Consider the following 23,917-nt stretch of genomic DNA (forward strand, 5'->3'; position numbering starts at 1 on the left):
TACGGCCCTTGGCGGAGCCGAGCGCGAGCGAGGCGCGGCCATGAGCAGCTATCTGCGGCTACTGCGCGACTGGTGGCGCGACGGCGTCGATTACCGCTGGGTGGTGAACGCGCTCGCCGACCGAGGGGCGCTCGGCGTGGTGAAATTCGCGATCGGACTGTGCGGGTTGGCGACGCCGCTCATCAGTGTGCTGACGGTGACCTCGTCGGCGGGTCCGCAGAGCATGTTCGGCCGGACGGTGCTGTGGTGCATCGTGGCGCTGGCGGCGGTATGGGTGGTGCGCTGGTGGTGGTTGCCGTGGCCGAACCGCGTGGAGTCGCTGATGCTGTGCGCGATCGGCGATGTGTGCATCACGGTGGTCTGCGTGCTGAGCCCCGGCTACGTCGTCCGGTCGGTCGGCATGATGCTGCTGTTGATCGTCGGCATCTATGTCAGCGCGTTCCACAGTCCGCAGGTGCTGGCCGCGCACACGGCGTGGTCGCTGGCTTCCGCTGTGGTGCTGTCGATTCCGCTGTTCGGGGTCGGCGACGCGGCTTCGGCGGTGATCATGATCCTCGGCATGGTCGCGGCCACGGTGGTGCCGCCGGGATTGCAGTTCTGCTATTGGATGCTGCGCACCGACATGCTCTCCGACCCCCTGACGACCTTGCTGAGCAGGCGCGGGTTCGAGTATCACTCCGCGATGGTGGTCGGTGGCGCAGGCCCGGTTCCGGTCTGCGTGATGATGGTCGACCTGGACCGGTTCAAAGCCGTCAACGACACCTTCGGGCACGCCGCGGGCGACGAGGTGCTGGTGTGTACCGCCGACCGGTTGCAGCGCGCGGCCCCGGCGCGCAGCATCGTTTCCCGGCTCGGCGGTGAGGAATTCGCGGTCGTCGCGCGCCTGCCGGCTTCGATCGCAGTCGACGCCGCCGAGCGGTTGCGCGCCGCGGTCGCCGAACCCGTCGGGTCGATCTCGGTCACCGCGAGCATCGGCATCGCCGTCGCCGACGCGGGTGCCGACGGCTACGGCCGCAGCCGTCAGCTGGTGCAGGATCTGATCCGCTGCGCCGACAGCGCGATGTACCAGGCGAAACAGCGTGGCGGCAATACCGTCGTGGTCGAGCACATCACTGCGTTGCAGGGCCTCGACAACCACGACTCGACACATCAAGTGTGAGCCGAAGCGCTGCCACGATTTTCACGCCTGCGAGCCGGGCCGGGAGGTGTCCGCGGCGAGGGTGATCAGGCGGGCGCGCACCAGATCGGGCCGCTCCTCGGTGATGAAATGCCCACAGTTCGTTACCCGTTCCAGGGTGTAATCATCGGCCTGCGCGGTCTCCGCGGCGGCCAGCGAATGGTGGACGGCACCGTCGTCGACACCGAACAATGCTCGAATCGGCACGGTGGCGCAGCGGGTCTCGTTAGCGCGGCCCGCGCGAGGCAGTTCACGGAGCAGGAACGTGCGGTAGGTATCGGTCGCGGTGCGGGCCACAATCGGATCGCGGAACCGATCGGCATAGGCGCGCACCACTTCCGGGCCGAACTCCGCGTGGTTCTCCACGCCTTTGGCGAACATCAGGTCGAGGAAACGGGTGCGCTGATGGAGAAATTGGCCGAACGCGGCGACCGGCGGTTGATAGAGCATGAACCGCCACAGATGCGGCAGCACGGTGCGCGGTGTCTGCCAAGGATGTGCCATGTTCAACACCAGGTACCCGTCGAAGCGCTCGGGTTCTCGCAACACCATGAGGTAACCGATGTAACCGCCCCAATCGTGGCCGACGAGCAAGAGCCGGTCGAGCCCGAGTTCGTCCAGCAGCGCAAGGAGATCGGTAGCCACCTCGTCCTTGACCCACCGATGCGGTGCCGGACCGGACCAGCCGTAACCGGGAAGATCAACGGCGATGATTCGCAACCCTTCCGGCGGATCGGCCAGCAGGTGACGATAGGCGTAGTGGTGCTGCGGCCAGCCGTGCAGCGCGAGCACCGGCCGACCGTCCGCTGGCCCGGCCTCGGTCACGTGAAAGCGGATGCCATGCGCGGTGACGAAGGAGCGGCGGACGCCGGGAATCGCGGGCGGGTCAACCTTTCCGGTCGCTGCCGGAGTTGCTGAGCCGGAATTCCGCTGCCGCTGGCGCATACTCGATGGTAACCAGCTGATCCGCGCAGGAGGCCAACCATGTCGAGCCAATATCAGCCGCCGGCGGGCTGGTCGCCGCCGGGCGCCCAGTTCCAGAGTCGCAGCGGCTTCGGCCGCACGGTGATCGGCACGCTGATCGCGCTCGCGATCACGCCGATCGGGGTCGGGCTATCCGCGCACGGCGCGCTGGATACCCGGCAGTGGGTGATCCTCGGCAGCTCGGCGGACCGCTGGGGTTCGAACTTCCAGATCATCGGCGGCGCGGTGCTGCTGTTCCTGGTCGCGGCGCTGGCCGCGTTCTCCCCGGTGGGCACGGCCATCGCGGGCCTGGTGTGCGGCCTGATCCCCGGGATCCTGCACATCCTCTTCCCGGAAGACACCTACCGGCAGATCGAGAACCTGCCCGAGCTGTCCGACGATTTCCATCTCGCACTACACAATTGGGTGCTGAACGGCTTCGCGCTACTCACCGGCATGTTCCTGGTCGGCGCGGCTTTCGCGGCCGTCTTACGACGCAAGTGAATCGGTGCCGCGCCCACCAGCCGGTGGGCGCGGTCCGCGTTCAGCCCTTGACGCAGAGCACCTGCCGCAGCGTCGCGACGACGTCGACCAGGTCGCGCTGTGCGGCGATGACCTCGTCGATGTCCTTGTAGGCAGCCGGGATCTCGTCGACAACGCCCGCGTCCTTGCGCGACTCGACGCCCTCGGTCTGGGCGACCAGATCGGCGACGGTGAACTGCTTCTTCGCCGCGTTGCGGCTCATCCGCCGCCCCGCGCCGTGCGAGGCCGACTGGAACGAGGCCGGATTTCCCTTGCCCCGCACCACGTATGAGCGAGTACCCATCGAGCCAGGGATCAGCGCGAGCTCGCCCGCGCCCGCCCGGACCGCACCCTTGCGGGTGACCAGCATCGGAATGCCATCGACGAGCTCCTCGGCCACGTAGTTGTGGTGGCAGGAGATCGGCTGCTCGAAACGCACCGGACGGCCGGCGAATTCGTCGCGCACCGCGCGGCACACTAGGGCGAGCATCACCGCGCGGTTGCGTGCGGCATACTCCTGCGCCCAGGTGAGGTCGCGCCGGTAGGCCGCCATCTCCTTTGTCCCGGAGAGGAATACGGCCAGATCGCGGTCGGGCAGGTCGACGTTGTGCGGCAGCGTCCGCGCCACCGCCATGTGCCGCTCGGCGAGTTCCTTGCCGATATTGCGGCTACCCGAATGCAGCAGGATCCACACCGCGTCGTCCTGGTCGAGGCACACCTCGATGAAGTGGTTGCCACCACCCAGGGTGCCCATCTGCTTGTGCGCCTTGGCTTCTCGCGTCTGCACGCCGTCATCGAGGGTGGCGAACGCGCCCCAGAAGTTGTCCCAGCCCGCCCGCAGCGTCGCGGTGCTCGCGCCGAGCGCGGACACCTCGCCGCCGAGCTTGGCCACGTTGACCGCGCTGTCGTGCGCGGTGAAGCCGACCGGGACCGCGGCCTCGATCCGGGACCGCAGCGAGCGCAGATCGTCCGGGAGGTCCGCGGCGGTGAGGTCGGTCTTGACGCTCTCCATGCCGCAGCCGATGTCCACGCCGACCGCGGCCGGGGCCACCGCGTCCTTCATCGCGATCACCGAGCCGACCGTCGCCCCCTTGCCGAGGTGCACGTCCGGCATCACGCGGACGCCGTGGACCCATTTCAGCGCGGCGATATTCCGCAGCTGCTGCAGCGCGGCCTGCTCGACCGCGTGCTCTTCGGCCCACATGAGCGTCTGCGCGCGGGTGCCGCGCAGCTCGACGGGAAACATTGTTCGATCCTTTCGTTGGTTCCGTGATCAACGGTAAAGATCGACGCGGCAGGACGCACTCGAATAAATACGCGCCGAGGGGAGAGTAATTCCACTCGGTGTCAACGAGCGGGGGTGCTCGGATAAGCCTCCTCGGCGTTGATATGGGCGATGCCCGCGGCAAGACGTTCGGCGTCGGCGGTGGTGATCAGGTCCTCGGCGATCCATTCGTCGAGCAGCCTGCCCAGGCCGCGGCGCCACCAGAACGCGCCGAGAAAGTGCAGTTCGGGCAGGCCGTAACCGTCCGAGGAGTAGCACAGCGAGCGAAAAGGGGCGAGTTCGAGCGCTTCGGCCAGCACGGCCTGGGCGCGGTGCCCCACATAGGGGATGGTGAGTCCGATATCCATCCGAACATGCCCGAAGGCGTGCGCCAGGTAGGCGGCATTGCGATGAAATGGCCAGCAGTGCAACATCATCACGGTGAGGCCGGTGTTCGCGGTTTTGCGAAGAAAGTCGGTGAGCAGCAACGGGTCCGCACGAGGTAACCGCAGGTCGGTGTCGCCGAAACCGGTGTGGAATTGCAGGGGCAGGCCGAATTCGGCGCCGATGCGGGCGCCGAGCCCGACCAGCCAGCCGAGCAGGTCCGGATCGGTGAGGCGATGCTCGGGGAACACGGTTTTCGGTGGTCGATCGCGCAGCGGGAAATCCAGCCCACATCGGTAGGCGACGATGGATTTGAGTCCGACGGCGCGGCGGGCACGCGCACGCAGCCGGGCCTCGATCTCGTCGAACACCGCCCGGCCCGCGCCCACCTCGGCGATGACCTGCTCGGCGACCTGCTCCAGTCGTACGACCTCGCGCACCTCGCCCTCGGTGAGCTGGCTGAATTCCGCGGTGCCGCCGCCGAATCCGGTGTCGATGAACCAGCTGGTGGTGCCGGTGGCGGCGAGCAGCCGGACGGCGACCTCGCGCCAGCCGAGTTCGGCTCGGTGGGCCAGGTAGGCGTCGGCGCCGACGTGTGGCGGTAGGTCAAGTGCCGGTGCGCACCATCGGCGCACCGCCAATCCGATGGCGGAATCGAAGCTGCCGGTGGCGCCTTCGCCGAGCAGCCGCTCGAAACCAGCGCGGTCCACATCGTGCGCAACCACGCCGTGGCAGTGGTGGTCGGTCAGGGTGAGGCCGTCGGTCAGCACGTCAGAACCGCCAACGGGTCAGCGCGACAAGCTCTTCCGGGCTGCTGTCGCGGTAACGCTCGGCCTCGGCGCGGCGCACGGTGAGCAGTGCGTCGTGCAGTTCGGGGCCCATCGCCTCGGCCAGTACCGTGGAGTCCGCCAGCCGGTCCGCGGCCTCGGCGGGGCGGGTCGGCAGCCTGCGGACACCGGAGATCATCAGCTGTTCGGCGTCGAAGGTGATCGGGTCACCGGTGATTTCGGCGGGCAGCCGTAGTTCCTCGGCGATGCCTGCCAGCCCGGCGGCGATGACCGAACCGACGATCAGATACGGATTCCCGGTCGCGTCGAAGCATTTGACCTCGGCGTTGGCCGCCCACTCCTCGGTGTCGCGCACGCCGGTGATGAAACGCAGTGCCGCCTCGCGGGTTTCCCGGCCCCAGCACTGCCAGGTGCCCGCCCATCGCGACGGCACCAGTCGCAGAAAGCTCGCCGGATTGCCCGCGCCCACCGCGACCAGCGCGGGCAGTTCGCGCAGTACGCCGGCGAGGAACGCCTCGCCGGCCCGGCGCATCCCGTAGGGCCCGTCGCCGGTGGCGAACAGTGGCCCTTCCTCATCCTGTGCGGAAAAGTGCAGGTGCGCACCGGATCCCGTGCCGTCCGGATCGAGGCAGGGCGCCAGCAGCGCGCGCCAGCCGTGTTGCAGGCTCACCTGCCGGATGGTGTGCCGCACCAGCACCGCGTCGTCGGCCGCGCCGACCGGATCGGACGGTTGCACGGACAGCTCCAGCTGGCCCGGTGCGTATTCCGGATGAAACTGGTCGACGAGGATCCCTTGCCGCTCCAAGACCGCGACCAGTTCTCGTGCGTAGTCGGCCACTTGTCCGAGCCGCAGCATGCTGTAGGCGGGGCCGTGCACGGCGGGGACGAAGGTCGCTGGGTCATCCGCGCCGACAGACCATTCGGTCTCGAACGTCATGGACAGCTGGATCCCGGCCCGGCGTGCGGCCTCGTCCTGACGAGCCGCGAACCCGCGCTGGCAGGCGGCGAAAGGCGTCCCGTCCTGGGTGTACTTGTTGGCGGGAGCCCACGCCCAGCCCGGCTGGCAGGCGAGCTCGGTCAACGCCGACAGGTCCGGGATCAGCCGCAGATCGCCGTCGGGCCCGCCCAGATATTTGCCGACCGCCATCAGATCATCGAAGGCGAACGTCTCGAAGCACGGTGACACTCCGACCCCGTACCGCGCCGCCTGCCCCAACCGCCGCGTCGGCACCGTCTTCACCCGGGTGATCCCCGCATTGTCGACAAAGGTCAACGCGACGATGTCGGCGTCCAGCCCGCCGATCACCGCCGCGTCGTCGCCGTCGAACGGTATGCGCTCCGGCATGGTGGACATGAACATCAACGATAGTCGGCAGACTGCCCGTCGGCGTTGCCTTTTCCGGTGGTGCTACCGCGTGCTGAGGGCGGCTGAGATCTCTTCTTCGGTGGGGATCGAGGTGCTCGCGCCGAGCTTGGTGGTGGCCAGCGCGCCTGCGGCCCCTGCCCAGGTCAGCGCCCATTCGGGGCCGTGGTGCCAGGCGGCGGCCAGAGCCCCCGTGAACGTGTCGCCCGCGCCGGTGGTGTCGACGACCTCGACGCGGGGACTCGGCTGGGACAGTTGATTGCCGTCCGGGTCGCGATAGACCGCACCGTCGGCGCCGCGGGTCACGACCACATGGGCGACCGGATCGAGGTCGGCGCCCAGCTGTTCGGCTTCGCCCGAATTCACCACCGCCACATCGACATTTGCCCACAGTTCGGCCGGAAGATGTTGCACCGGAGACGGGTTGAGCAGCACCGTGGTGCCGTTCGCGCGGGCGTGCCGCGCCGCCGCGGCCACCGTATCGAGCGGAATCTCCAACTGGCACAGCAGAATATCGGCCGCGGCGATCACCGCGAGATCGGCCTCGGTCAGCTCGGTCACTCGGGTGTTCGCCCCGCCGACCACGATGATGCTGTTCTCGCCGCCGCCGTCCACCACGATCGCGGCCACACCGCTCGGCCCGTCCACGGTCCGCAGCCGCTCGACCCCCACGCCCGAATCCGTCAGCGCACGACGCAGTTCGGCGGCGAACACGTCGTCACCGACCGCCCCGAGGAACTGCACGGCACCGCCGGCCCGCTGCGCGGCGATCGCCTGATTCGAGCCCTTCCCGCCGGGCACCATCGCGAAGCCGGTCCCGAGCACCGTCTCGCCGGGCACCGGCCGTCGATCGGTGGTCGCCACCAGGTCCATATTGATACTGCCGAGCACCGCGATGGAGGGGACGTCCGTCTTTTCGGCCATGCCGTCAGAGGATAGGCCCTGTGTCCAGGTCCGATCCGGCGCCTCCGGAGGCTGGATGCATCCGGCCGGACCTCGACACAGGGCCTAGTAGCGGCCCTACAGCGGTGGTTCCGGCCCGGTGGCGGGAAAGTACGCTGTACCCATGACGGTAGGAACGACGACCGAGCCGGATGTCCGCGAGGTGGTGCACGAGGCCGCACGCAAGGCTCGTGTCGCGTCGCGTGTGCTGGCCCAGCTGACCACCGCACAGAAGAACGACGCATTGCACGCGGCGGCCGACGCGCTGCTCGCCGCCGCCGACCAGGTGCTCGACGCGAACGCCGAGGACGTGCAAGCGGCGCAGTCGGCGAATGTCGAGGAATCGCTGATCGACCGGCTGCGGCTCACCAAGGCCAGGATCGACGGCATCGCCTCCGGCCTGCGCCAAGTGGCCGGGCTGCCCGACCCGATCGGCTCGATCGTGCGCGGCTCGGTGCTGCCGAACGGGCTCGAGGTCCGTCAGGTCCGGGTGCCGCTCGGCGTGATCGGCATGGTCTACGAGGCCAGGCCGAATGTCACCGTCGACGCGTTCGGGCTCACGCTGAAATCCGGCAATGCCGCACTGCTGCGCGGTTCGTCCTCGGCCGCGCACTCCAATGCCGCGCTGGTCGCGGTGCTGCGGGAATCTCTTGTCGCACACGGGCTTCCGGCCGACGCGGTGCAGCTGCTGCCCAGCGCGGATCGGTCCAGCGTCACGCACCTGATCCAGGCCCGCGGCCTGGTCGACGTGGTCATCCCGCGCGGTGGCGCCGGTCTGATCAGTGCCGTGGTCCGGGATGCCACCGTGCCGACCATCGAGACCGGCACCGGCAACTGCCACGTCTACGTGCACGCCGCCGCCGACCTGGAGATGGCCGAGCAGATCCTGCTCAACGCGAAGACCCGCCGCCCCAGCGTCTGCAATGCCGCCGAGACGGTACTCATCGACGACGCGATCGCGACCACCGCGGTGCCCAAGCTGATCGAGGCGCTGGAACGGCACGGCGTCACCGTGCACGGCGATCTGCCCGGTCTGGTGCCCGCGAACAGCACGGACTGGGGCGAGGAGTACCTCACCCTCGATATCGCGCTCAAGGTGGTCGACGGCCTGGACGCGGCCATCGAGCACATCAACACCTGGGGTACCGGGCACACCGAGGCCATCGTCACCGGCGAGCTGGCCGCGGCCCGCGAATTCACCAGCCGAGTCGACGCCGCCGCCGTGATGGTGAATGCTTCGACCGCGTTCACCGATGGCGAGCAGTTCGGCTTCGGTGCCGAGATCGGCATCTCCACCCAGAAGCTGCACGCCCGCGGCCCCATGGCGCTACCGGAGCTGACCTCCACGAAGTGGATCGTGTGGGGCGACGGCCAGATCCGGCCTGTTTAGGTAACAGGGGGCGACCACCCCCGAGGAAGGACTGCACGTGGCCCGCATTTCCGAGACGACCCAGGAGCCGATCTTCAGCTCGGTCGACGATGTGATCGACCAGCTGGCGACCACGGGCTACCTCGCCGACAAGGCCACGGCCACCTCGGTGTTCCTGGCCGACCGGCTCGGCAAGCCGCTGCTCATCGAGGGTCCGGCCGGTGTCGGCAAGACCGAGCTGGCGCGGGCGGTCGCGCAGACCTCCGGCGCCGAGCTGGTGCGTCTGCAGTGCTACGAAGGGGTCGACGAGGCCCGCGCGCTCTACGAGTGGAACCACGCCAAGCAGATCCTGCGGATCCAGGCGTCCAGCGAAAACGACTGGGAAGAAACGAAAGCCGACGTCTTCACCGAGGAGTTCCTGCTGTCGCGGCCGCTGCTCACCGCGATCCGGCGCAGCGACCCGACGGTGCTGCTGATCGACGAGACCGACAAGGCCGACGTCGAGATCGAGGGTCTGCTGCTCGAGGTGCTCAGCGATTTCGCGGTGACCGTGCCGGAGCTCGGCACCATCGTCGCGAGCCGCAAGCCGTTCGTGGTGCTGACCTCCAACGCGACCCGTGAGCTGTCCGAGGCGCTCAAGCGTCGCTGCCTGTACCTGCACCTGGACTTCCCGGACGAGGATCTGGAGCGCCGCATCCTGGCCAGCCGGGTGCCGGAACTATCCGCCGCCGTCGCCGCTCAGCTGGTGCGGATCGTGCACGTGTTGCGCGGCATGCAGCTCAAGAAGCTGCCCTCGGTCGCCGAGTCGATCGACTGGGGCCGCACGCTGCTCGCGCTCGGCATGCACGATCTGGACGACTCGGCGGTGCGGGCGACGCTCGGAGTCGTGCTGAAGCATCAGAGCGATCACCAGCGCGCGCTGGCCGAGCTGAAGCTGGCCTGAGGCCATGCCCGCGCGCTCGCAGCCCGCGCCCGATGTGGAACTGACCGCACCGCACGGGCTGCCCGGTCACCTCGTCGGGTTCGTCGAAGCGCTGCGCGAACGCGGCATTCCGGTGGGCCCCTCGGAAACCGTGGACGCGGGCCGGGTGGTGACCGTGCTTGACCTGTTCGACCGCGACGTGCTGCGCGAGGGGCTCGCGTGCTCGTTGCTGCGCCGGACCACCCACCGCGCCACCTTCGATCGACTGTTCGACCTGTGGTTTCCGATCGCGATCGGGGAGCGCAGCGGCGCCCGCGACGAAGTCGAGATTCCCCGGACCCCGGCCGGCGAAGTCGACATCGCCGCGCTGCGGGAACTGCTCGCCGAGCTGTTGACCCAGGAATCGGCGGATGCACAGCTCGAGGCGTTGGCCGCCCAGTTGGTCGAGCAGCTCGGCCAGTACACGTCGGCGAGTGGGGCGTCGTTCTCGGCGTATCAGGCCTTGAAAGATGTTCAGCCGCAAACATTGCTGGCCAAGATCCTGGCCGGCCTCGCGGTCGGGCCGGATACCAGCGCGTTCGACACCGAGATCGCCCGGCGGGCCGCGCGTGGCCGGATCGACGCGTTCCGGGCCTCGGTGGAGGCGGAGACGCGGCGGCGGGTGGCCGAGCGGATCGGGCGGGAACGGGTCGCCAGCTACGGTGTCCCGCGCCAGTCCGAGGACGTCGACTTCCTGCGCGCCTCGGAATCCGAGCTGGCCGAGATGCGGCGCAGCACCCAGCGCCTCGCCCGCATCCTCGCCTCGCGACTCGCGGTGCGGCGCAGGCACTCCCGCCGCGGCGAGATCGATATGCGCAAGACGCTGCGTAAGTCGATGTCGACCGGCGGCGTGCCGATCGATCTGGTGAACCGCAAGCCGCGGCCCGGTCGTCCGGAGCTGGTGCTGCTGTGCGACGTGTCCGGCTCGGTCGCCGGTTTCAGCAACTTCACCCTGCTGCTGGTCAGCGCGCTGCGCGAACAGTTCTCGCGGGTCAGGATTTTCGCGTTCGTCGACCAGACCGACGAGGTCACCCGGTTCTTCGATCCGCGCACGCAGCTGGACAAGGCGATGAACCGGATCTTCACCGAGGCGAAGGTCGTCGGGATGGACGGGCATTCCGACTACGGCAACGCGCTGGCCGGCTTCGCCCGAGACTTTCCCGATGCCGTCACCGCCCGCAGCTCGCTGCTGATCCTCGGCGACGCGCGCACCAATTACCGTGACCCGGAACTGGAAACCCTGCGGGGACTGGTGCGCACCGCCAAGCACGCGCACTGGCTCAATCCGGAGATGCGCACCAACTGGGGTTCGGGCGATTCCGCCGCGGACAAATATCAACAGGTGATCGAGATGCACGAATGCCGCTCGGCCAGCCAGCTGACGGCCGTGGTGTCGATGTTGCTACCGGTGTAGGAGCTCACATGGATGGCGCGCGACTGCTCGAATACTGCCTGGCGAAGCCCGGCGCATGGCAGGACGAGCCGTGGGAAGGCGACGTGGTCGCCAAGGTCGGGGACAAGATCTTCGCGTTTCTCGGGGACACCTCGGTAGGGCTCGAGTGTGGACGCAGCCGGGAGGAGGCCGACGAGTTGGTCCGGGTGTATCCGAATGATGTGGCGGCCTCGGCGTATATCGGGCGCTACGGCTGGAATGTGATCACGCTCGGCGGTGCGCTGCCGGGTGATGAGCTGCGCGAGCTGGTCGATCAGTCCTATGACGCAATCGTGCGCAAGCTGCCGAAGTCCAAGCGGCCGAGCGGCTGAAGGCTTCCACTCCCTTCAGGCGAGACCATCAGCGTTCGTTAAGCGAACCATTGGGCGCTGCGGCGAGGATTGCCCACCATGGTGGAGAGAGCGCCCAATGGTGTGGCGGCGGTGGAGGACAGCTATACGTTCCAGGTGGATCTGCGGGGGATCGTCGATTTACTCTCTCACCACCTGTACTCCAGTCCACGGGTGTATCTGCGTGAACTACTGCAGAACGCGGTGGATGCCGTCACCGCCCGCGCCCGGCGAGACCGGTTGGCGCCCACCGCGATTCGGATCTGCATCGACGAGACCGGTCTGCGGATCGCCGACCCAGGCATCGGACTGACCGAGGCGGACGTGCACCGCTTCCTGGCGACCATCGGCCGATCGTCGAAGCGAGACGACATCGAGGGCGCGCGACGCGAATTCCTCGGGCAGTTCGGCATCGGACTGCTGGCCTGCTTCACCGTGGCCGAGACGATCCGGGTGGTCACCCGCTCGGCCGACGACGCCGCGGCCGCGCCGGTCGAGTGGCTGGCCGCCGCGGACGGCACCTACTCGGTGCGTCTGCTGGAACCGGCGGAATACCCCGAGCCCGGCACCACGGTGCACCTGACGCCACGGGTCGGCGCGGAGTCGTGGTTCGGCGCGCGCCGGGTGATCGAACTCGCCCGTGAGTACGGGTCATTGCTGCCGTATGCGGTGACGGTCGAGTCCGACGGCCTCATCGTGCCGGTCACCGATGGACCGGCGGTGTGGCATCGCGAATACCCGTCCGCCGTCGAGCGCCGTGCGGCTCTGCTCGAGTTCGGTGAGCGCGTGCTCGGCTTCGCGCCGCTCGACGTCATCGACCTGGACGCGGAACTGGCCGGCGTGAGCGGTGTCGCGTATGTGCTTGCGCAGCCGGGTAATCCGGCCGAGAGCAGCGCGCATCGGGTGTACCTCAAGGGCATGCTGCTCGGCGACGCGGTGCGCGGCGTGCTGCCGGACTGGGCATTCTTCGTGCGCTGTGTGATCGACACCGACTCGTTGCGGCCGACGGCGTCTCGGGAGGGGCTCTACGAGGACGAACGGCTGGCCATCGTCCGTGAGGTGCTCGGCGATCGAGTGCGCGACTGGCTCACCGAGATCGCGGCCGAACAGCCGCAGCGGCTGGCGGCGTTCCTCGCGGTGCACTCCCTCGGGGTGAAGGCGATGGCGAGGCATTCGCCGGAGCTGTTCCGGATCATGCTGCCGCACTTGAGCTTCGAGACCACCGACGGTCCGCTGCCGCTGACCGAGTTCGCGCGCAAGCACCCGGTCGTCCGGGTGACCGCGTCGGTGGAGGAGTTCCGCCAGGTGGCCTCGACCGCTGCCGCGCAGGGGATCGGGATCGTCAACGGCGGCTACGCCTACGACCGTGAGCTGGTGGCGCTGCTGCCGCGGCTGCTGCCCGGCGTCGAAGTGATCGACCTGGATACCGCCGCCATCGCGGCCGCGCTCGACCCGATCGACCCCGCCGATGAGCTGGCGTTGACGCCGGTGCTCTCCATTGCTCGCGCGGTGCTGGATCCACTGTCGTGTGACGTGATAGTCCGTGCCTTTCATCCTGTTTCGGTGCCCGCGCTGTACCTGGACGACCGCGGCGCGCGCAACGAGCGCACCAGGGTCGAGACGGCGCTCGGCGCGGACGAGCTGTGGACCGAGATTCTCGGCGCGCTGGACGCCGCGGCGCCGCGCGCCCAACTCGTGCTGAACCATCACAGCCCGGTCGTGCGCAGGCTGGCCCGGATCGGCGATCCGGCCTTCCTGAAGACGGCGGTGGAGTCGCTGTACGGGCAGGCACTGCTGATGACCCACCGCCCGCTGCGCGCGGCCGACACGGCGCTGCTCAACCGCGCCTTCGGCGAGTTCCTCAGCTGGGCGACGCAACGTGCCGCGGGCACCGGCGAAGAGACGGAGTGACAAGTGGATACCGCCGAGATCAATGAGGCGCTCGCGCAGGTCTACTCGTTGCCGCACGGCCGACTACGCGTCGAGCGGCTGGAAATGCTTGCGGCGGCGGCGAAGTCGGGCACCGACCGGCAGCTCGAAGGTCGGGTGCTGCTCGAGCTCGCCTCGTCCTACACCTATGCGGGCGAGCGCGATCTGGCGCCGGTCGCCTACGGCAGGTTGCTGCGGATCTACGACGAGTTCCCCGCCGAGCTCGGCGTGCTGACGCACTCGGTGCACTGGTACCTCAAGTGGATGACCTGGGGGCTGATCGACAATCCCGCGGTGCCGCCGACGACGGTCTACCGATGGTTCGACGAGCTCGAAAACCGCTACCGCCAGCGCGGTTACAGCCTGCGGCCGGTGCTCGCGCTGCGCGCCGAACTGGCCAGGAAGCTGGGCGACGCCGAGCACGGTGCGCAGCTGCACGAGCAGGCGTTGGCGGCACCGCGCGACGGGATGTCGGACTGCGATGCCTGCGAGAGCAACGAATGGGGCGCGGGCCGGGCGGCTTTGGGTGACGATGCCGGTGCGCTCGCGCACTGGCAGCCGGTCATCGAGGGTGATCGGGTCTGCGCGGAAGAGCCGCACCGAGTACTCGCGCAGGCTCTGCTCCCACTGCTGCGCACCGGACGGGTCGCCGAGGCGCGTGGCGCGCACCTGACCGGGTACCCGCTGGTCCGGCACAACGACAGCCTGCGGCCGTCGGTCGCGTTACACATCGAGTTCTGTGCGCTGACCGGCAACGAAGGACGCGGGCTCGAGATCCTGGCCGAGCACGTCGGCTGGCTCACCGATCCCGGCGCGGACGCCGGTGCCCGGCTCGCGTTCATCACCGGCGTGTGTGTGCTGCTGCGCCGGCTCGACACCCTCGGCCTCGGCTATGTGCCGATCGCGGACGGGACGGTGAATTCGCTACTGGCGGAGCTGGATACGGAGATCGCGGGGTTGTGTGCTCGGTACGATATCCGGAACGGGAATGCTGCGGTGAGCACCGAGGTCACCGCTCGGCTGGCGAGACAGCCGCTGCTGGAACGACTTCCGCTGGGATTGCGGAATCGCTTGCCGGGGACGTCGGTGGCGGGTTGCGGTGGTGAAGACCCGGGGGCAGGTGGCGCTGTTTCGTCGGCGCGTGGCGCTGGGAGCGGTGTAGCGCTGACGGTCAGCACCGCTACTGGGAGCGGTATTGCTCCGGCCACGGGTTCCGCTGTAGCCACCGGTGGGAGCCGAACTGTGGTGCCGAGTTCCGGCGAGTGGGCTGAGGACGTCACCTCCGAAGCGGACCGGCGAAGCGAAGCGCAGCGGTTGGGCGAGCTCGGCGCCGCCCGGCTGGCCGACGCCCCGGAACAGGCGGAAGCTCGACTGCGCGAAGCGTTGACGATCGGGTCCGGTGTGCTGCCCGCGGAACACCTGGCGCGAGTCAGCTCGCAATTGGTCATCGCGATCGCCGGACAGCCGGATCGCGAACTCGACCTGGCGGACGCGGCGGTCCGCGCGGCCGCTCGGTGGGAAGGGTTGTCCGAGCCGGACCTGCTGCACCACACCGTGATCGCGGCGCGCGCCTTCCATCGCGCTCGGCGGCACGGCGAGGCCGTCGCGCTCTTCGAGGAGGCCTTGGCGGCGAACGGGGTGCCTTATCCACCCGCTGAACTGGCCGCGGTCCGCGCCCAGTTCGGCGAGTCGCTGAACGCACTGCACCGCTACGACGCCGCCGCCCGGCAGTTCGCCCTCGGCGCCCAGCTGGTGGAGCACGACCCCGAACGTCGCGCCCTGCACGCCCGGCTCGCCATGTCGGCGGCCTCCGCACTGGACTACTCCGATCACGACGCGGCAGCGGTGGCCGCTTATCAGCGGGCGGCCGAGCTGTTCGGCGAACTCGGGGACGTGGTGTCGCGGGCTCGGTGCGTGCGCTCGGCGGCGTGGTTGCAGCTGTGGGGATCCGCGGCGGGGCCGGGCCGACCGTGGTTCGCGGCGATGCAGGCGCTGATCGCCGAGTTGGCCGAACTGGACGGCCGCTCGCCGAGCACCGAGATCACCGAGGAACTCGCCAGGGCACGCCGGGAGCTGGGAGAAATGATGGACGCCGAAGACCGGGACTGGGTGGCGGGGGAGTAGCTTGCCGCTCCCGGCCGCGCGGAGCCGACCGGTTAAGCTCGGCACTCATGCAAGAGACAGGTCGGCGCGGCCGCAAACTGGGCGTGATGGGCGGCACCTTCGACCCCATCCACCACGGTCACCTGGTCGCGGCCAGCGAGGTCGCGAATCGGTTCGAGCTCGACGAAGTGATCTTCGTTCCCACCGGTCAGCCCTGGCAGAAGGCGGATAAACAGGTCAGTCCGGCGGAGGACCGCTACCTGATGACCGTGATCGCGACCGCCTCGAACCCCCGTTTCTCGGTCAGTCGCGCGGACATCGACCGCGGCAAGGTCACCTACACCGTCGACACGCTGCGGGAGATGCGCAGCAAGCACCCCGACGCCGAGCTGTACTTCATCACCGGAGCGGATGCGCTGGCCAACATCCTGACATGGCAGGATTGGGCCGAACTGTTCGAACTGGCGAGGTTTGTCGGGGTGAGCCGTCCGGGGTACGAGCTGAATACCGATCATCTCGAGGAACATCTGCGTGATCTTCCGGCCGATGCGGTGACCATGGTCGAGATCCCGGCGTTGGCGATCTCGTCGAGCGAATGCCGTCGCCGCGCCGCCGAGAATCGGCCGGTGTGGTACCTCGTCCCCGATGGCGTGGTGCAGTACATATCCAAGCGGCACCTTTATGTGCCCGCAGGAGCGGAAGGTAGCTGAGTGAGCGAGCGTAGCGGGGGGCAAGCATGAGTGCGTCTGTGGAGTCGGTGCAGATCGCGCAGATCGCGGCCTTGGCGGCGGACGAGAAATTGGCACTCGACGTGGTGGTGCTCGATGTGTCCGAGCAGTTGGTGATCACCGACTGCTTCGTCATCGCGTCCGCGCCGAACGAGCGCCAGGTGAACGCCATCGTCGACAATATCGAGGACAAACTGCGCGACGCCGGGCACAAGCCGGTCCGGCGCGAGGGGACCCGCGAGGGCCGCTGGGCGCTGCTCGACTATGTCGACGTCGTGGTGCACGTCCAGCACAACGAGGAGCGCAATTTCTATGCGCTGGAACGGTTGTGGAAGGACTGCCCGGTGGTGCCGGTGGACGGACTCGGCACACCCGAGGCGCGGGCGGCGGCGGTGAACGGTGCCGCGGAGAGCGATGCCGAGTGAACGAGCGAGTTGTCGGTAAGTCAGCGTCGAGCGTCAGAAAGGCGCGACCGTGAGTAAGTACGCCGGCGTGCGCACCCTGATCCTGCTGCGCCACGGGCAGACCGAATGGAATGCCGCCGACCGGATGCAGGGTCAGATCGACACCGATCTCACCGAGCTCGGTCGTCGTCAGGCGAAAGAAGCCGCGCGCGAACTGGTTTCGCGCAATGCGATAGCCATCATCTCCTCGGACCTGCGCCGCGCCTTCGAGACCGCCTCCGCACTGGCCGATCACACCTCGCTCGACGTGGTGCCGGACCCGCGACTGCGCGAAACCGATCTCGGCGACTGGGAGGGGCTCACCCACCTCGAGGTCGACGCCGACTATCCCGGCGCGCGCAAGGCCTGGCGGCTCGACGCCACCTTCCGGCCGCCGAACGGGGAGAGCAAACTCGAGGTCGGCGCGCGGTCACTGCCGGTGGTGCGGGAACTGCTCGTCGAACGGCAGGACTGGCCCGGCCGGACTATCATCCTGGTGGCGCACGGCGGGCTGATCGCCGGCCTCACGGCCGCGCTGCTCGATCTGCCGCCAGCGAACTGGCCCGTCCTCGGTGGACTGGCCAACACCAGCTGGGTGCAGCTCAGCAGTCACGGTCCGAGCATCGACCAGCCCGGCTGGCGCCTTGACGTGTGGAACGCATCGGCGAAGGTGGCCCCGGATGTCCTCTGAAGACCCGATTCGGCAGGTGCCGGACGAACTGTTCCGTAAGGCGTCGGCCAAACCGGAACGTTCGATCCCGGACGCGCTGTTCGGCCCGCCCCCGGCACCCCCGGCGGCGGAGCCCGAAGCCGCTGAGTCGGGCACGGACGAGGGCGAGGCGCCCGCCGAACCCGAGGGTTCCGCGCCGGCCAGCTCGGTCGATCCGCCGCCGCCCGAGCGGGTAGCCGAGGGTGCTTCCGCTCCGAGCGCGGCAGCGTCCGCTACGGCGGTCGCCTCGACTGCTTCGGTCGACTCGGGCGCGGCGACTACGGAATCCATCGCAGTCGAAACCGAGTCGAGTGTGGCGACTACGGAGTCCGCCGCCGCCGACCCCGCGTCGGAGGGCGAGTCGGTCGACGCCGCCGCCGACGCTGTCGCCTCGGCGGAGGTCGCCGCCGCCGCGCGGCCCGTGCTGTTGGTGATCGCGGACTCGTTGTCCTACTTCGGGCCCAAGGGCGGGCTGCCCGCGGATCATCCGCGGATCTGGCCGAACCTCGTTGGGGCCGAGCTGGATTGGGATGTCGAGGTGGTCGGGCGGATCGGCTGGACCTGCCGGGATGCCTACTGGGCGTTGATCGGTGACCCTCGGGTGTGGGCGGCCGTGCCGCGCGCGGGCGCCGTGGTGTTCGCGGTCGGCGGCATGGACACGCTGCCCTCACCGCTGCCGACCGCGCTGCGTGAACTGATCCGCTATGTGCGCCCGCCCGCGCTGCGCCGCCGCGTCCGGGCCACCTACACCTGGTTGCAGCCCAAGCTGTCGAAACTCGGTCGGCCCGTGGCACTTCCGCCGAAGGTGAGCGTCGACTACCTGGAGCAGTCGCGGGAAGCGTTGGCGCACCTGCGGCCCGACCTGCCGTTCGTCGCGGTGCTGCCGTCGGTGCACAACTGCGAGGCTTACGGGCGCGTGCATTCCGGGCGGGAGCCCGCCGTCAAGGCGCTGCGGGCCTGGTCGGCGCGGACCTCGGTGCCGCTGGTCGACCTCGGTGAAGCGGTGCGCGACAACATCTTCTCCGGTGATGCGAACCCGGACGGCATCCACTGGGGCTGGGCCGGACATACGGCCGTGGCCAACGCGATGGTGAAGACCTTGCAGGAGGTTCGGTAGTCCGTGGCCGTCGTGGTCGTGACCGATTCGTCGGCCAGCCTCCCCGCCGAACTCGCCGCCGAGCTCGATATCGCCGTCGTACCACTGCATGTGCTGATCGGTGACCGCGCGATCCGCGAGGGCGTCGACCCCATCGACATCGACTACGCCTCCGACACGGTGACCACGTCGGCGGCCTCGCCCGGTGAGCTGCGCGCCGTATACGAACAGGCCTGGGAGCTCAGCGGCGGCGATGGTGTTGTCGCGGTGCACATTTCGCGCCAGCTCTCCGGAACGTGGGAAGCGGGCAGGCAGGCCGTTCGCGACATGGACGCCGCCGACCGGGTCCGGCTCGTCGACTCGCTCGGCGCGGGTCTGGCCACCGGACTTCCGGTGCTGGCCGCCGCGCGCCGGGCGCAAGGTGGGGCGTCGCTGGATGTCGTGTACGACACCGCGGTCGCGGCTGCCAGTCGCGCGCGCACGTTCATCCTGGTGAACCGCACCGAACAGTTGCGCCGGGGTGGTCGATTGAGTTCTGCCGCCGCGTTTTTCGGCAGCGAGCTGGTCACCAAGCCGCTCTTGCAGATCGTCGAGGGGCGGCTGGAACTTCGGGAGAAGGTCCGCACTCGGTCCAAGGCCTTCGCGAAACTTGTTGCGGCAGCGGTCGATGCGGCGGGTGAAGACGGCGCGGCCGTGGCCGTACAGCACCTGGGCGCCGAAGACGCGGCACAGACCGTCGCCAACCAACTCCGGGACCTGGTCCCCGGCATCCGCGAACTGATCGTCGCCGAATTCGGACCCGCCCTAGGCATCCACCTAGGCGTCGGGGCAGTAGGCGTCCTGGTCCTCCCCGGCGGCTGCGCCTAGCGATCGTTGCGCCGAACGGGAGATAGGGGCGCGACACACCGGTTACACCCGCCGTCATGTTCCGTTCGGTAACGGGCGGATGGGCTTCGCGCAGCGCCACGCCCGACCGATCCGTGAGCCGTCGGCGAGTTGTGCACACCCCGGTAGTTGTCAACAGCGCGGGCGAATTGCCTGGTCGGCCACGATCTTTCGGCGCCACCCGGAACTACCGTCGCCCCCATGCCACGACAGGACGAACGCGAACGGATCCGGCGCCGGATGAGCGAACTGACCTGCCGCGTCGGCGCCAGCCGGACGGGAATCGCGGGCGCGGCCGAAGCCGCGCATCCCCTCGGCGGTCGCCGCGCGCAGTTGGCGGGTGCGCTGCCCGCGGCGCCGCGGATGTCGGGTGGGCCCGGCGAATCGGCGCATGACCGATCGGACGTCGGTATCGCACGTCCCGGACGGTGGGATCTGGCAGAGCTGCCGTCGGATGACGATGCGGGCGATGGTGAGGTGCGTTCGCCGGGGTGGCTGGACGAGCCCGTCACCGCCGGATGGCGGGATCGGATTGTGCCGGAGCGGTTTCGGGGCATGCGGCTTGATCCGGGACGCCGCGGGATGTGCACACTGCTACTGGTCGGCGTGGTGGCGATGGCGATAGCCGTCGTAGTGATATTTCGCGAGCGGCCCGTGGCCCGGCCGGTGCCACCGGTGCCCGCGGTGCGGACGACCACGGATCCCGCCGTCGCGCGCTTGTCGGGTGCGGTGCCGCGGAGTGAGGCCGCCTCGGCGGCTGCTGCACCGGCGCCTGCCGAACCCGGGTCGGCGGACGCCGAATTGGTGGTCAGCGTCGTCGGTTTGGTGCAGCGCACCGGTCTGGTGCGGTTGCCCGCCGGTTCCCGCGTCGCCGACGCCCTCGCGGCGGCCGGTGGCACACAAGACGGCGCCGACCTCGCCGGACTCAACCTGGCCCAGCGACTGCTCGACGGTGACCAGGTACTCGTCGGCCCATCCGGCCCGAACCCCGGCCCGCCACAACTCGGCAGCGCGACCATCAACTCGGGTGCCCGCCCTTCGGCCGCACCATCCGGAGCCGCGCATCCGCCCACACCATCGGGCCGGGTAGACCTCAACACCGCGACAGAATCCGAACTCGACGCACTCCCCGGCATCGGGCCGGTCACCGCCAAAGCCATTGTCGCGTGGCGCACCACCCACGGACGCTTCACCGACGTCGCTCAGCTCGGCCAAGTCGACGGCATCGGTCCCGCACGGCTGTCCCGGCTGCGCGAGCTGGTGAAGGTATGAGCTCGGTGGACCGGAGCGAGCGGCGAATGTCCAGGGGACGCGAGCAGGTTACGGAACGGGATAACGCCGATGGCGAGGTGCAGGTGCTCGATGCTCGGCTGTTGCCCGCGGCGTTGTGTTGTTGGGGGGCAACGATTGTGGCGGTGACGGCCGGGTGGCTTGCCGGACTGTGGCTTGCGGTGGCGTTGGTCGCGCTGGCGATCGGGTTGTGGGTGCTGCTGCTGTCGGCGATGGCGCATCCGAGGGAGCGGCACCGGGCCGTCGCGGTGACGGCGTTGGCCGCGGTGCTGCTGGCGGGCGGGTTCGCGGTGGCCGCGGCGTGGCGGGAACATCGGGTGGCGACGCATCCACTGCGGGCCGTGGCGGGGATTTCGCTGCGGGTGGTCGTGACGCCCAGCGATGATCCGAAGCCGGTGCGCAGCAGTTCATTCGGGGGAAGCCGGTGGGTTGTGCGGGCAGGTCTGGACGAGTACCGCTTCGGCGCGACGACAGTGCGGACCGGTGGCACGGTGGTGGTGCTCGCGTCTGGCGAAGCATGGGCGGAGTTGCTGCCCGGACAGGCGGTCGAGTTCCAGGCGCGAGTCGATCGACCCCGGGGTCGTGATCTCACAGTGGCGACGCTGCTGGCCCAGGGGCCACCGCGGGTTGTCGGCGCCTTGCCGTGGTGGCAACGCGTAGCCCATTCGATCCGTACGGATTTCGCGATCGCGACAGGCCGGGCACTGCCCGAGGAACCAGCGGGGTTGCTACCCGCGCTGGTCGACGGAGACACCTCCGCCCTGTCCGACGAGCTTCGTGAAGAGTTCGATGTCGCAGGTTTGGGTCATTTGTGTGTGGTCAGCGGCGCTAATTTCACGATCCTGCTCGGAGCGGTGCTGCTGATGGTGCGGGCGCTGACCCTCGGTCCGCGGACCGGAGCACTGGTCGCGGGCGCGGCGTTGGTGCTGTTCGTGATCATCGCGCGGCCCGATCCGAGTGTGCTGCGCGCCGGGGCGATGGGCGCGATCACGCTGCTGGCCTTGGTAACCGGGCGTCGTAAGCAGGCGCTGCCCGCGCTCTGTGCGGCGGTCATCGGGCTGCTCGCCGTGTGGCCGGGTCTCGCGGTCTCCGTCGGCTTCGCCCTGTCGGTGTGCGCGACCGCCGGGTTGATCCTGCTGGCACCGAGTTGGGCCGACTGGCTGCGGGCGCGGGGTTGGCGGCGCGTGCCCGCCGAGATCGTGGCGGTGGCGGTGGGCGCGTTCGTCGTCACCACGCCGCTCATGGTCGCGCTGGACGGGCAGCTCAGCCTGGTGGCGATCATTGCGAATGTGCTGGTTGCGCCCGTCATCGCGCCGATAACGATCATCGGAGCATTCGGCGCGGTGCTGTCCTGCGTCTGGTCGCCGCTCGCCGAACTCGTCCTGCGTTGTACCGCACCGCCGATGTGGTGGCTGCTGTTCGTCGCCGAACGCGCGGCCGATGTGCCCGGCGCGTCTATCGGGGTGCCCGGTGGAGTGTTCGGCGGAATCGTCGCCTGCATAGTCGTCGCCGCGGTCATCATCGCGTTGCGCTTCGCCGCCCTCCGCAGGGTGCTCCTGACCGTGGCGTTCGGCGTGGCGGTGGTGCTGATCCCGGTGCGAATCTGGCATCCCGGCTGGCCACCCAGCGGCTGGGTGCTGGCTGCCTGCGATGTCGGCCAGGGCGACGGGCTCGCGCTGTCGATCGGTGACGGTGCCGCGGTGGTCATCGACGTCGGGCCGGAGCCGCGGCCGATCCGGAACTGTTTGGACCGACTGCACATATCGCGGATCGAGTTGCTCGTGCTGACGCATCCGCACGCCGACCACATCGGCGGTATCAGCGGCGCGCTGGATGGACGTGCCGTGGCCGCCGTGGCGGTGGGGGTGCATGAGCTCGGTGCGCTGAAACCGGATACCCGCAGCGCGTCGATCGCCGGAGATGTCCGGTCGGCGTCGGCTGATCGCGAGCCATCGCCGAGCGAAGCGGCGCAGCGGCGAGGACACGGAGAAGGGCTTGCGCACGTGATAGCCATGGCCGAGGATGCGGAGATCCCGATCATGGAGTTGTCGGCCGGACAGCTATTTCGTTTCGGCACAGTCGAATTAGAGGTCCTCGCCCCCATGATGGATGGACTACGACCGACCCCAGGTGCCGAGGCCGAAGAAGCCAACGACCGCTCGGTCGTCCTGGCGGCAGCCACGGCAGCAGGACGAATCCTGCTCACCGGAGACATCGAAGCCCCCGCGCAACGTGCACTACTGCACACCGGCATCTCGCTACACGCCGACATTCTGAAACTCCCACATCACGGATCCCGAACCACCACAAAGGAATTCCTCGCCGCAGTACAACCGCGACTAACCGTGATCAGCGTGGGCTCCGACAACACCTTCGGACATCCGAACCCCGAAATCCTCACAGAGCTATCCGCCATCGGCACAACCGTGGCGCGTACCGACCAGCGAGGAGACGTGCTCGTGCTGGGTGGAGGGCAGGAACTGCGGATAGCGACATCGCGGTGAGCGCCCTACAAGCTGTAAAGCAGATCGTAATGCAACCTGTGCAGAAGCAAGTAACCTGGAAGGCGTGACGAAGCCCGTGAACATGCGGTTACGTGAAGATCTGGTAGAGGCGGCCAAACTGGCCGCCGAGACCGACGGCATCACCCTCACCGCGTTCGCCGCGAAGGCGATCGAGGAGAAGCTGCTCCGGCGAGAGTTCGAGGAGCACGCTCGCATGGTGAACGCCGCCGAGGCCGCGGACCCCGGGCGTCTCGTACGGAAATCGCGCGCGGTCCGCGACGGTCTCGCCACCTGGAAGGCGGAGCGACGCGCCGGCGGTCCGGTATGAGACAGGGCGACGTCTACCTCTCCGACCCTTCGCCGCTGACCGGTGAACGTGAGTTGTACCTGATCATTTCGAGTGACGAGTACAACGAGGCAGCGGGTCCGACCGTCGTGGTGGCTGAGATCGAGACCGGGACTCGCTACCGGGCAACGCCTTTCGGTACGGCCGTGGAAACCCCGTTCGGGGTGGCGCTCGCCGACCGGCTGCAGTGGCTACCGCGCACTCACGTGGGTGAACGCTTCGATCAACTCGATCCGGAGTTGACCAGGCGTGCCGTCGACGCGAGTTGCCGGGTTCTGCGCGGTGCGCGGTGAACACGCGGAACCTGAGGGGTGGGGGTGTCGGTGGGGGACCGTAGGATCGCTGCCGTGACCGAGCGCAGCGAGCGTC

General features: G+C 68.9%; 22 protein-coding genes. 17 read left to right on the forward strand and 5 right to left on the reverse strand.

The genetic code is table 11. The features are described from left to right. Nucleotides 1-40 precede the first annotated feature (40 nt). Nucleotides 41-1,159: a GGDEF domain-containing protein gene (locus tag ACIHA7_RS15105; RefSeq protein WP_397289631.1), complete on the forward strand. Its 1,119-nt coding sequence runs from the start codon at nucleotides 41-43 to the stop codon at nucleotides 1,157-1,159. Between the two features lie 21 nt (nucleotides 1,160-1,180). On the opposite strand, the gene ACIHA7_RS15110 is transcribed toward ACIHA7_RS15105, so the two are convergent. Further along, nucleotides 1,181-2,122, reverse strand: a complete 942-nt coding sequence (locus ACIHA7_RS15110) for an alpha/beta fold hydrolase (protein WP_397289633.1) — start codon at nucleotides 2,120-2,122, stop codon at nucleotides 1,181-1,183. 39 nt (nucleotides 2,123-2,161) lie between these two features. On the opposite strand from ACIHA7_RS15110, the gene ACIHA7_RS15115 reads away from it, so the two are divergent. Further along, entirely contained in the window at nucleotides 2,162-2,644 is a 483-nt protein-coding gene (locus ACIHA7_RS15115) for a hypothetical protein (RefSeq protein WP_397289635.1), read from the forward strand. 40 nt (nucleotides 2,645-2,684) lie between these two features. Here ACIHA7_RS15115 and ACIHA7_RS15120 read toward each other — a convergent pair whose 3' ends face one another. The 4 genes from ACIHA7_RS15120 to ACIHA7_RS15135 all read right to left on the reverse strand — a co-directional run bounded on the left by ACIHA7_RS15120 (nucleotide 2,685) and on the right by ACIHA7_RS15135 (nucleotide 7,385). After that, nucleotides 2,685-3,908: an RtcB family protein gene (locus ACIHA7_RS15120; RefSeq protein ID WP_397289637.1), complete on the reverse strand. Its 1,224-nt coding sequence runs from the start codon at nucleotides 3,906-3,908 to the stop codon at nucleotides 2,685-2,687. Nucleotides 3,909-4,009: 101 nt separating this feature from the next. Continuing rightward, the gene (locus tag ACIHA7_RS15125; RefSeq protein WP_397289639.1) at nucleotides 4,010-5,080 is read right to left on the reverse strand and encodes an amidohydrolase family protein; all 1,071 of its coding nucleotides are present in this window, start codon (nucleotides 5,078-5,080) and stop codon (nucleotides 4,010-4,012) included. A gap of 1 nt (nucleotide 5,081) precedes the next feature. Further along, on the reverse strand, nucleotides 5,082-6,452 hold the full coding sequence (locus ACIHA7_RS15130) for a glutamine synthetase (RefSeq protein WP_397289640.1): 1,371 nt from the start codon (nucleotides 6,450-6,452) through the stop codon (nucleotides 5,082-5,084). Nucleotides 6,453-6,506: 54 nt separating this feature from the next. Further along, nucleotides 6,507-7,385 carry a ribokinase gene (locus ACIHA7_RS15135; protein WP_397289642.1) on the reverse strand — a complete coding sequence of 293 codons (879 nt, stop codon included), beginning with the start codon at nucleotides 7,383-7,385 and terminating at the stop codon, nucleotides 6,507-6,509. A 142-nt stretch (nucleotides 7,386-7,527) separates the two neighbouring features. Here ACIHA7_RS15135 and ACIHA7_RS15140 point away from each other — a divergent pair, with 142 nt between their 5' ends. The 15 genes from ACIHA7_RS15140 to ACIHA7_RS15210 all read left to right on the forward strand — a co-directional run bounded on the left by ACIHA7_RS15140 (nucleotide 7,528) and on the right by ACIHA7_RS15210 (nucleotide 23,841). Then, complete coding sequence (locus ACIHA7_RS15140) at nucleotides 7,528-8,793, forward strand: glutamate-5-semialdehyde dehydrogenase (RefSeq protein WP_397289644.1); 1,266 nt, start codon at nucleotides 7,528-7,530, stop codon at nucleotides 8,791-8,793. A gap of 37 nt (nucleotides 8,794-8,830) precedes the next feature. Further along, entirely contained in the window at nucleotides 8,831-9,715 is an 885-nt protein-coding gene (locus ACIHA7_RS15145; protein ID WP_397289646.1) for an AAA family ATPase, read from the forward strand. 4 nt (nucleotides 9,716-9,719) lie between these two features. Beyond that, entirely contained in the window at nucleotides 9,720-11,147 is a 1,428-nt protein-coding gene (locus ACIHA7_RS15150) for a VWA domain-containing protein (RefSeq protein ID WP_397289648.1), read from the forward strand. Nucleotides 11,148-11,155: 8 nt separating this feature from the next. Next, nucleotides 11,156-11,497 (forward strand): MmcQ/YjbR family DNA-binding protein, encoded by a 342-nt coding sequence (locus tag ACIHA7_RS15155; RefSeq protein ID WP_397289650.1) that lies wholly within the window; start codon nucleotides 11,156-11,158, stop codon nucleotides 11,495-11,497. 78 nt (nucleotides 11,498-11,575) lie between these two features. Further along, nucleotides 11,576-13,426, forward strand: a complete 1,851-nt coding sequence (locus tag ACIHA7_RS15160; protein WP_397289652.1) for an HSP90 family protein — start codon at nucleotides 11,576-11,578, stop codon at nucleotides 13,424-13,426. A 3-nt stretch (nucleotides 13,427-13,429) separates the two neighbouring features. Next, nucleotides 13,430-15,568 (forward strand): hypothetical protein, encoded by a 2,139-nt coding sequence (locus ACIHA7_RS15165; RefSeq protein ID WP_397289654.1) that lies wholly within the window; start codon nucleotides 13,430-13,432, stop codon nucleotides 15,566-15,568. Nucleotides 15,569-15,615: 47 nt separating this feature from the next. Next, the gene (gene nadD, locus ACIHA7_RS15170) at nucleotides 15,616-16,257 is read left to right on the forward strand and encodes a nicotinate-nucleotide adenylyltransferase (protein WP_107654840.1); all 642 of its coding nucleotides are present in this window, start codon (nucleotides 15,616-15,618) and stop codon (nucleotides 16,255-16,257) included. A gap of 26 nt (nucleotides 16,258-16,283) precedes the next feature. Further along, entirely contained in the window at nucleotides 16,284-16,700 is a 417-nt protein-coding gene (gene rsfS, locus ACIHA7_RS15175; protein ID WP_397289657.1) for a ribosome silencing factor, read from the forward strand. Between the two features lie 49 nt (nucleotides 16,701-16,749). Further along, entirely contained in the window at nucleotides 16,750-17,409 is a 660-nt protein-coding gene (locus tag ACIHA7_RS15180) for a histidine phosphatase family protein (RefSeq protein WP_107654842.1), read from the forward strand. Between the two features lie 439 nt (nucleotides 17,410-17,848). Then, entirely contained in the window at nucleotides 17,849-18,544 is a 696-nt protein-coding gene (gene octT, locus ACIHA7_RS15185; protein ID WP_397290769.1) for a diglucosylglycerate octanoyltransferase, read from the forward strand. Nucleotides 18,545-18,547: 3 nt separating this feature from the next. Next, on the forward strand, nucleotides 18,548-19,390 hold the full coding sequence (locus ACIHA7_RS15190; RefSeq protein ID WP_397289660.1) for a DegV family protein: 843 nt from the start codon (nucleotides 18,548-18,550) through the stop codon (nucleotides 19,388-19,390). 381 nt (nucleotides 19,391-19,771) lie between these two features. After that, a complete protein-coding gene (locus ACIHA7_RS15195; protein WP_397290771.1) occupies nucleotides 19,772-20,680 on the forward strand; it encodes a helix-hairpin-helix domain-containing protein in 909 nt (302 codons plus the stop codon). A 143-nt stretch (nucleotides 20,681-20,823) separates the two neighbouring features. Then, nucleotides 20,824-23,202: a ComEC/Rec2 family competence protein gene (locus ACIHA7_RS15200; protein WP_397289662.1), complete on the forward strand. Its 2,379-nt coding sequence runs from the start codon at nucleotides 20,824-20,826 to the stop codon at nucleotides 23,200-23,202. Between the two features lie 64 nt (nucleotides 23,203-23,266). Next, complete coding sequence (locus ACIHA7_RS15205; RefSeq protein WP_397289664.1) at nucleotides 23,267-23,530, forward strand: hypothetical protein; 264 nt, start codon at nucleotides 23,267-23,269, stop codon at nucleotides 23,528-23,530. Further along, a complete protein-coding gene (locus ACIHA7_RS15210; protein ID WP_397289666.1) occupies nucleotides 23,527-23,841 on the forward strand; it encodes a type II toxin-antitoxin system PemK/MazF family toxin in 315 nt (104 codons plus the stop codon). Before ACIHA7_RS15205 ends, ACIHA7_RS15210 begins: the two co-directional genes overlap by 4 nt. Nucleotides 23,842-23,917: the final 76 nt, after the last annotated feature.

The sequence above is a fragment of the Nocardia sp. NPDC052316 genome, assembly GCF_044547795.1.
Lineage (GTDB): Bacteria > Actinomycetota > Actinomycetes > Mycobacteriales > Mycobacteriaceae > Nocardia.